The organism is Tardiphaga sp. (assembly GCF_044340795.1).
In the GTDB taxonomy this organism is placed as follows: domain Bacteria; phylum Pseudomonadota; class Alphaproteobacteria; order Rhizobiales; family Xanthobacteraceae; genus Tardiphaga.
The window spans coordinates 22,592-29,619 of the sequence record NZ_JBIISY010000060.1; the positions used below are offsets into that span (position 1 = coordinate 22,592).

The 7,028-nt window shown below is 63.8% G+C and carries 5 protein-coding genes and 1 pseudogene; 2 read left to right on the forward strand and 4 right to left on the reverse strand.

Annotated elements, in window-relative coordinates; all coding sequences use genetic code 11:
- The first annotated feature begins 46 nt into the window (after nt 1–46).
- Together ACIQ17_RS12380 and ACIQ17_RS12385 are read left to right on the forward strand one after the other, a co-directional pair.
- Complete coding sequence (locus ACIQ17_RS12380) at nt 47–1,822, forward strand: type I secretion system permease/ATPase (protein ID WP_398468918.1); 1,776 nt, start codon at nt 47–49, stop codon at nt 1,820–1,822.
- On the forward strand, nt 1,815–3,122 hold the full coding sequence (locus ACIQ17_RS12385) for an HlyD family type I secretion periplasmic adaptor subunit (protein ID WP_398468920.1): 1,308 nt from the start codon (nt 1,815–1,817) through the stop codon (nt 3,120–3,122). The genes ACIQ17_RS12380 and ACIQ17_RS12385 overlap by 8 nt, the downstream gene beginning before the upstream one ends.
- Nucleotides 3,123–3,165: 43 nt before the next feature.
- On the opposite strand, the gene ACIQ17_RS12390 is transcribed toward ACIQ17_RS12385, so the two are convergent.
- The 4 genes and pseudogenes from ACIQ17_RS12390 to ACIQ17_RS12405 form a co-directional block, all read right to left on the reverse strand.
- Nucleotides 3,166–4,149: an NAD-dependent epimerase/dehydratase family protein gene (locus ACIQ17_RS12390; protein WP_398468922.1), complete on the reverse strand. Its 984-nt coding sequence runs from the start codon at nt 4,147–4,149 to the stop codon at nt 3,166–3,168.
- 182 nt (nt 4,150–4,331) lie between these two features.
- Complete coding sequence (locus ACIQ17_RS12395) at nt 4,332–5,438, reverse strand: DUF2336 domain-containing protein (protein WP_398468924.1); 1,107 nt, start codon at nt 5,436–5,438, stop codon at nt 4,332–4,334.
- Between the two features lie 134 nt (nt 5,439–5,572).
- Nucleotides 5,573–5,725, reverse strand: coding sequence for a diguanylate cyclase domain-containing protein (locus ACIQ17_RS12400; RefSeq protein WP_398468930.1), 153 nt, complete (start codon nt 5,723–5,725; stop codon nt 5,573–5,575).
- A gap of 26 nt (nt 5,726–5,751) precedes the next feature.
- Nucleotides 5,752–6,720, reverse strand: a pseudogene (locus ACIQ17_RS12405) (GGDEF domain-containing protein); the annotation flags it as partial.
- Between the last annotated feature and the right edge of the window lie 308 nt (nt 6,721–7,028).

The window sequence follows — 7,028 nt, forward strand, 5'->3', positions numbered from 1 at the left end:
CCGAGCACATCCCCCATCACCCGGTGCGTTAGCCGAGAGGATGTCAATGAGTGGTTTGCGTTTCCGGCCGTCTGCCTTGCCGGCCCCAATTCGTTCTGCCCTTGGCGAAACCCGTATTGCCCTGATTGCGGTTGCGAGTGCGAGCTTCATCGTCAATCTCCTGATGCTGGTCGGCCCGCTGTTCATGCTGCAGGTCTATGACCGCGTGCTGCCAAGCCGCAGCATGTCCACGCTGATCGGCCTGCTGCTGATCGCGGTCATGCTGCTCCTGATCCAGGCCGCCGTCGACGTCATGCGCAGTCGCTTGCTCGCGCGCATGGGCGAAGGCTTTGACCAGTCCCTGCGCGGTCCCGTCTTCGATTGCGTGCAGCATCAGGCGCTGACAAAACCCGGCACCGACGGTCTGCAGAACATCCGCGATCTCGACACCGTGCGCGGCTTCATGTCCGGCAGCGGTCTGATCGCCGCCTGCGACCTGCCATGGACGCCGCTCTATATTCTCGTCTGCACTTTGTTTCATCCGCTGATGGGTGCTGCAGTCGCGGTCGGCGCCATCATGCTCGGCGCCATCACCTGGGCATCGGAAACGTTTAGCCGCAATCCCACGCAAGCTTTGGTCGGCCTCGCCACCGCGCGTCGGAGCCTGTCGGAGACGGTGTTCAGCCACGCCGAGGTCGTGCATGCGCTCGGCATGAAGCGGCGCATGGGCGATCTTTGGGGCGAGCGGACGGACGCATTTCTCGACGGCCAGCGCACGACCTCCGATCTCACCGGCGGCTTCGGCAGCGCGTCGCGTTTCCTGCGCATGATCCTGCAGTCCGGCGTGCTGGCGCTCGGCGCCTGGCTCGTCATCAATCAGCAGGCCACGCCCGGCGTCATGCTCGCCGCCACCATCCTGTCGATCCGTGCTCTGGCGCCGATCGAACTCGCCATCGCCAACTGGCGCAATTTTATCGCCGCGCGCGCGAGCTTCCAGCGGCTCTGCGATTCACTGGCTGCATTGCCGGCGAAGAAGGCGCCGGTCGATCTGCCGAAGCCGACGCGGCAGCTCCGCGTCAATTCCGTCAGCCTCACGGTGCCGCGGGCCGAGGCGTTGGTGCTGCATGATGTCAGCTTCGCACTGCAGGCCGGCAGTGCCGTGGCGATCGTCGGCCCCAGCGGGTCCGGCAAGTCCACGCTGGCGCGGGCGCTGGTCGGCATTCTGCCGCCGGTGCGCGGCGTCATCCGCATCGACGGCGCAGCACTGGCGCAATGGGATCAGCAAGCGCTCGGCGCCGCCACTGGCTTCCTGCCGCAGGATGTCGCGCTGTTTCGCGGCACCGTGGCGCAGAATATCTCGCGCTTTGCAGCGGAGCTCGATGCCGAGCGTCTGCTGGCCGCTGCACAGCAGGCCGGCGTGCATGATCTCATCCTGCGGCTGCCCAATGGCTACGAGACCGAAGTGGGCGAGGGCGGGTTGATGCTGTCCGGCGGCCAGCGCCAGCGCATCGCGCTTGCGCGTGCGCTTTACGGCGATCCCTTCCTCGTGGTGCTCGACGAGCCCAATTCCAATCTCGACAGCGAGGGCGAGCGTGCATTGGTGCGCGCCATTGCCGGGGTAAGGCAACGCGGCGGCATCGTGGTGGTGATCGCGCATCGGCCGGCGCTGCTGGCGGTGGTCGATCACATGCTGGTGCTCAATGAAGGCCGGCAGCAGGCGTTCGGAAAGACGGATGCCGTCCTGCCATTGCTTGCGCCGAAACAGGCGGCGCGGCCCGCCGAAACCATCGAGGAGCCCGCGCCGAAGCGCGCCGGCAGGAAGCGTGCGGTGGCCCATGACTAAGGATGTCGCACGCAACAGGCAGTCGATCCGCCGCCACATGATGGCGGTGGGCGGCGCGGCGGTTTTCATGGTCGCCAGCATGGGCATCATGGGCGCGGCCACCGACATGTCCGGCGCCGTGATCTCGAATGGCTCGCTGGTGGTGGAGTCCAGCGTCAAGAAGGTGCAGCACCCCGCCGGCGGCGTGGTGAAGAACCTGCTGGTCACCGAAGGCATGCGGGTCAATAGCGGCGATCTCCTGATCCGCCTCGACGAGACCGTGGCGCAGGCCAATCTTTCCGCCGTCACCAAGAGCCTGTGGGAGTTGGAAGCGCGTCGTGCGCGGTTGCAGAGCGAGCGTGACGGGCTTGCGGAGATCGTGTTTCCGGAGGAAATCGCCGCACTTCCCGAGGACTCGCCGGCGCAGGTGATCATGACCGCCGAGCGGCGCTTCTTCCAGCTCCGTCGCGACGCGTCGGATGGCCAGCGGCATCAGTTGCGCGAGCAGGTGTCGCAGCTCAAGGAGCAGATCACCGGTCTCGAGGATCAGCTGACCGCGAAGAAGCAGGAGGCAGATTTGCTCGCCAAGGAACTCGTCGGTGTCGAGCAGCTGTGGGAGCAACGCCTGGTCTCGATCACGCGTCTTGTCACCTTGCAGCGAGACTCCGCACGTCTGCTCGGCGAGAAGGGGCAGCTCACCGCCTCCATCGCCCAGGCCAAGGGCAAGATCTCCGAGACCGAGCTGAAGATCCTGCAGATCGATCAGGATTTCCGCAGCGAGGTCGCCAAGGAGCTGGCCGATGTGCGCGCCAAATACGCCGAGACCTTCGAGAAGAAAGTGACGGCGCGTGATCAGGCCGAGAAGCTGGAAATCCGCGCGCCGCAGACCGGCGTGGTGCACGATCTCAACGTTCACACCGAAGGCGGCGTCATCGCGGCCGGCGAGACCGTGATGATGATCGTGCCGGACACCGACAGCCTGATCGTCGAGACCCGCGTGCAACCGCAGGAGATCGACCAGGTCAAGCTCGGTCACAATGCGGTGCTGCGCTTCACCAATTTCAACCAGCGCACCACGCCGGAAATCGATGGCGAGGTGTCGCGCATCGGCGCCGATATCTCGCGCGAGGACAAGACCGGTCCGACCTACTTTGTCGTGCGCATCACCATCGGCCAGGACCAGGTCGCGAAATTCAACGGCACCAGGCTGATGCCCGGCATGCCGGTGGAAGTCTTCATCCGCACCGGCGAGCGGACATTGCTGTCCTATCTGATGAAGCCGATGGCCGACCAGATGCACAGGGCATTCCGGGAGAAGTGATTTTTCTTCACCTCTCCCCACCGGGGAGAGGTGAAGGAGCACCTCACGCCGCTGACGTCTTCGCCGCGCTTCCCAGATGCCGCTGATAGCTCATGATGATCTCGTCAAAGGTCTTGTCGGCCACGACGCCGACCGATGGCGCGCGCGTCGAAATGAATCCCTTCGGCCAGCCATCAACGATCTTCTTCAATTCCGCATCAGGCTCGAATGTCACGCGCGGCGCCACCTCGGCCACGATGTTCAGTGCATTGACGATGTCTTCCATGCTCACCGTGAGCGCCGGCTGGTTGAGTACGCGCTTGCCGCGCAGCGCGGCCGTATCCGCATCCTGCAGCGTGATCAGGTTGCGCACCACCGTATCCACCGAGACCACCGGCACCTTGGTGTCCGGCCGCAGCGGGCACACGGTCGGCTGGCCGGCGACGCTGTCGCGCACCATGCCGGCGATACGGTCGGACACCGACTGGGTCGGCGGGCCCGGATGCACCAGCACGATGGGCAACCGCAGCGCGCGCGCATCGATCAGGCCATGGCGGGTCGCATCCGCCAGCATCAGTTCGGCAATGGCCTTGTGCGTGCCGTAGGAGGTCTGCGGTTTCTGCAGATGATCGTCGTCGACATTGTCCGGCAGCAAGCCGCCGAATACCGCGATCGAACTCGGGAAGACGAAGCGCGGCGGTGCCGCCTTGTTGCCAACGGTGTCGATCAGATTGGCCAGCGACGACACATTGACCGCAAGTGCTGCCGCGGGGTCTTCCTCCGCAGCGCTGGTCAGCACTGCTGCCAGATGAAACACGCAATGCGGCTTCCATGCGGCGATCGCCGTGCGGGTGTCGTGATCTGAAATATCCGCCTGCATGCGTGTGAGCCGCGGATCGGATGTGGCTGGCAGATGGGTGTCGAGCAGCAGGATCTCGTCGATCCGTTCGCTCTCGCCCTTGGCGTTCTTCAGAGCGCCAGCCTGCAGCAGTGCCGCGGTGAGTGTCGTGCCGATGAAGCCACCGGCACCAGTAATCAACACACGCATGGAGCCCGCCCTGTTGTCGTGTCGTGGATGCGGCGTTGATCGCCGCGATTGCGCACCACTATCAACGCCTGCGCGGGCAAGTCGATGCCTGTTGCGGGAATGGCAGGTCAGCGCAATTGGTGTTGCAGCGGGGAAGGATGCGGCACAGACTGCCGCGCGGGCGACGTCGCGCGCGCGACCGCTTAAGCGACGGATGCGTCAGCCGTCGCCTGCTGCATGCGATGAAAGCGCAGCACCTGCTGTGCGGTGGAAGGACGCAGGCGTTCGTAAGTGTCGCGATCGGCAATGTTTTCGGACAGCGGCTGGTTGGCCAGTCGCTGCCGCATGTCGATGACGGCCTTGACCGTCGGCCACGAAAAATTGGCGACCTTCGACAGGATGAGGATGCCTTCGTTGCTCGCCTCGATCATCATGGCCTCGACCACCGACACCGACACATGGGTCAGGCATGCGATCGCCGCATTGGCCTCGTCGAATTTGTCATTGGCGGCGAATTTCGCCACCTCGTTCTCGTCGAGGCGACCGTCCTTGTGAAGCAGACGCACCAGCTCGTGCGAAATCGCTGCATCCTCGCTCATGGTGGCAGGCGCCGCCTGCCGCGTTGCTTTCTGGACGGCGGAGTTGATTTCGCCGGCCAGTTTCGGATTGGCCGCCGCCATGCGCGCACGAACGGATGCAGAGGCCTGGCTGATCAGCTTCAGCATGTGATGGCGCGGCATCGACGGACGCATGGCGACGCAGGTGGCGATGCCCTCGCTGCTCCCGGCGCGCTGCACCAGCCTGTCATAGCCGCGCTCGGAAAACGACGCGCCCTGATTGTTGACGGTGCTCATGACCACGTCGTCATTGCCGCGCTCGACCAGGATCTCGGTGACGGCGCCGCTCAATGTCTTGCGCGTTGAGATCGCCATCAGATGCCCCTGGCTCTTGGTACGGGCATTCTCGATCAGCGCGTGTTCGTCGAGCTGGTTCGACTGCGACAGCAGCGGCGCAGCCACTTCCACGAGGTCGTCGAAAGCGAGGCTGCGCACCGCGCGCGGTGGTGCATTGCTGGCGGGGCCGAGACGCCCGGCGAGCAGAATTTTTGTTTCCGCCTCCAGATGCTCGATCAGACATTCGAAGACGTCATCGAACACAGCGATCTGTGCCGCCGAATAGTCGGCCGCGTGATCGATGAAAAGGTCGGTGACCTGACGCAGCATGTCGACACGGCGCGCAACATTGCCATGCGCCAGGGCGGTCTGGAGATCGTCGAGCAGATTGGTCGACAACGGCGATTTGAAAGCCATGGCTCTATCCTGGAGACATCAATATGGCGCCCGTTCTCGGTCGCCTTTGTGGTTCTAAAGTCTTGCGGTCTTAAAGATCTTGGGCAGTTAAGAATCTTGGTTGTTCAGAATGGGTCGGCGGTGGTCAAAAAAGATCAGGCGGCGGCGATCCGGTTCCGGCCGCGCTCCTTTGCTGCGTAAAGGGCGAGGTCGGCGCGGGCAAGCAGGGATTCGGGCGGCTCGCCCGGGCGAAGCGTCGCAACGCCGGCCGAATGGTGACGGTCAGTCCTTCGGAGAACGCGCTCCAGTCGAGCGTCTCGACGATCGCACGCAGACGGTCAAGCATCCGCGTGCCGCTGTCATGGGAGATCTCGGGGAGCAGCAGCAGGAATTCCTCGCCGCCATAGCGGCCGAATTTATCGACGGTGCGGATATTGGCGAAGATGCTGATGGCGAAGGTCCGCAGCACCTCGTCGCCGGTGAGATGGCCGAACCGGTCATTGATCTGCTTGAAATGATCGAGATCAATCAGCGCGACGGTGCAGGCGAGGCCGGCCTTCTCGCAGCGGGCGATCTCGTCATCGAGCAGTCGCATGATGCTGCGGCGGTTGAGCGCGCCGGTCAATTCGTCGACCTCGGCCAGCTCCTCGATCCGCTTGTACGCTGTCTCCAGGGCGGCACTGCGGCGGTAGAGGTTGTCGCGCACGCGTGTCGCGAAGATGTTGATGAACATGATGCGCATCAGCGTCGCCGCAAAGGTCAGCAGCGTGCCGAGGCGTTCGAGATCGTTGCCGGCGGGGAGTGTGATGGGCAGTTGCGCCAGCACATAGAGCGCGATGACGCCGCCGGTCATGACCGTGCAGGCGACTGCGCCACGCTGCGGGGAGGCGCGGAAGGCAATCACATTGGCGATCAGGAAGAACGCGCACATGAAGACGACAGCGACACTGGGCGCCCAATAGATGAACCCCAGCATCAGGGCGAAGGTCGCCGCCGTGTAGGGGCCGGCGAGGAAGTGGTCCTTCCAGCGATCGCTCATCCCGCTTTCGGAGATCGCCATGAAGATCGCCACCTTGCCGATGGCACAGGCGGCGAAGGTGATCACCAATGTCGACGAGATGGTCCCGGCTGCAGCAAACACCGCGAGCAAGGCGACATTGATGATGTGGCTGCCGCCGGCCACGAACAATGTCTGGCGTCGGCGGCGCAACCGGCGCGCGTGCATCGCTGGCAACGACTCGCCGTCGACGGCTTCGAAATCGCCGTTCGCTGGGTCGTAAAATGAACCGGCGGTTGTCGTCATTGCGCCCAGTCACGGGGTTTCAGTGGCGGAACTCTAAGTTCCAAAGCCTTTAAGTTTGGTATCTATGGCCGCGCGGCCATGCCTGCTTTTCGGGCTATGTCACTAGATTATCGAGATAATTTCCAGTATCCAGGTAGGGTCGCCAGGCGAACGCACCCCGTCGGTGGCGATGAATCTGCGGGCGATCCGGCGCGATGCCGTCATGCGCTGTCGACTTGGTAAGCTAGTTCGGTGAATGATGCGGACAATCTCGGAAACATACACGCACTATGGTACCCATCCTCCCGCCGTTTCCAGCCGGAAGACCA

What these genes read in the sequence shown, in the direction of transcription:
- ACIQ17_RS12380 (WP_398468918.1), top strand. Translation starts at nt 47, where the DNA reads ATGAGTGGTTTGCGTTTCCGGCCGTCTGCCTTGCCGGCCCCAATTCGT.
- ACIQ17_RS12385 (WP_398468920.1), top strand. Translation starts at nt 1,815, where the DNA reads ATGACTAAGGATGTCGCACGCAACAGGCAGTCGATCCGCCGCCACATG.
- ACIQ17_RS12390 (WP_398468922.1), bottom strand. Translation starts at nt 4,149, where the DNA reads ATGCGTGTGTTGATTACTGGTGCCGGTGGCTTCATCGGCACGACACTC.
- ACIQ17_RS12395 (WP_398468924.1), bottom strand. Translation starts at nt 5,438, where the DNA reads ATGGCTTTCAAATCGCCGTTGTCGACCAATCTGCTCGACGATCTCCAG.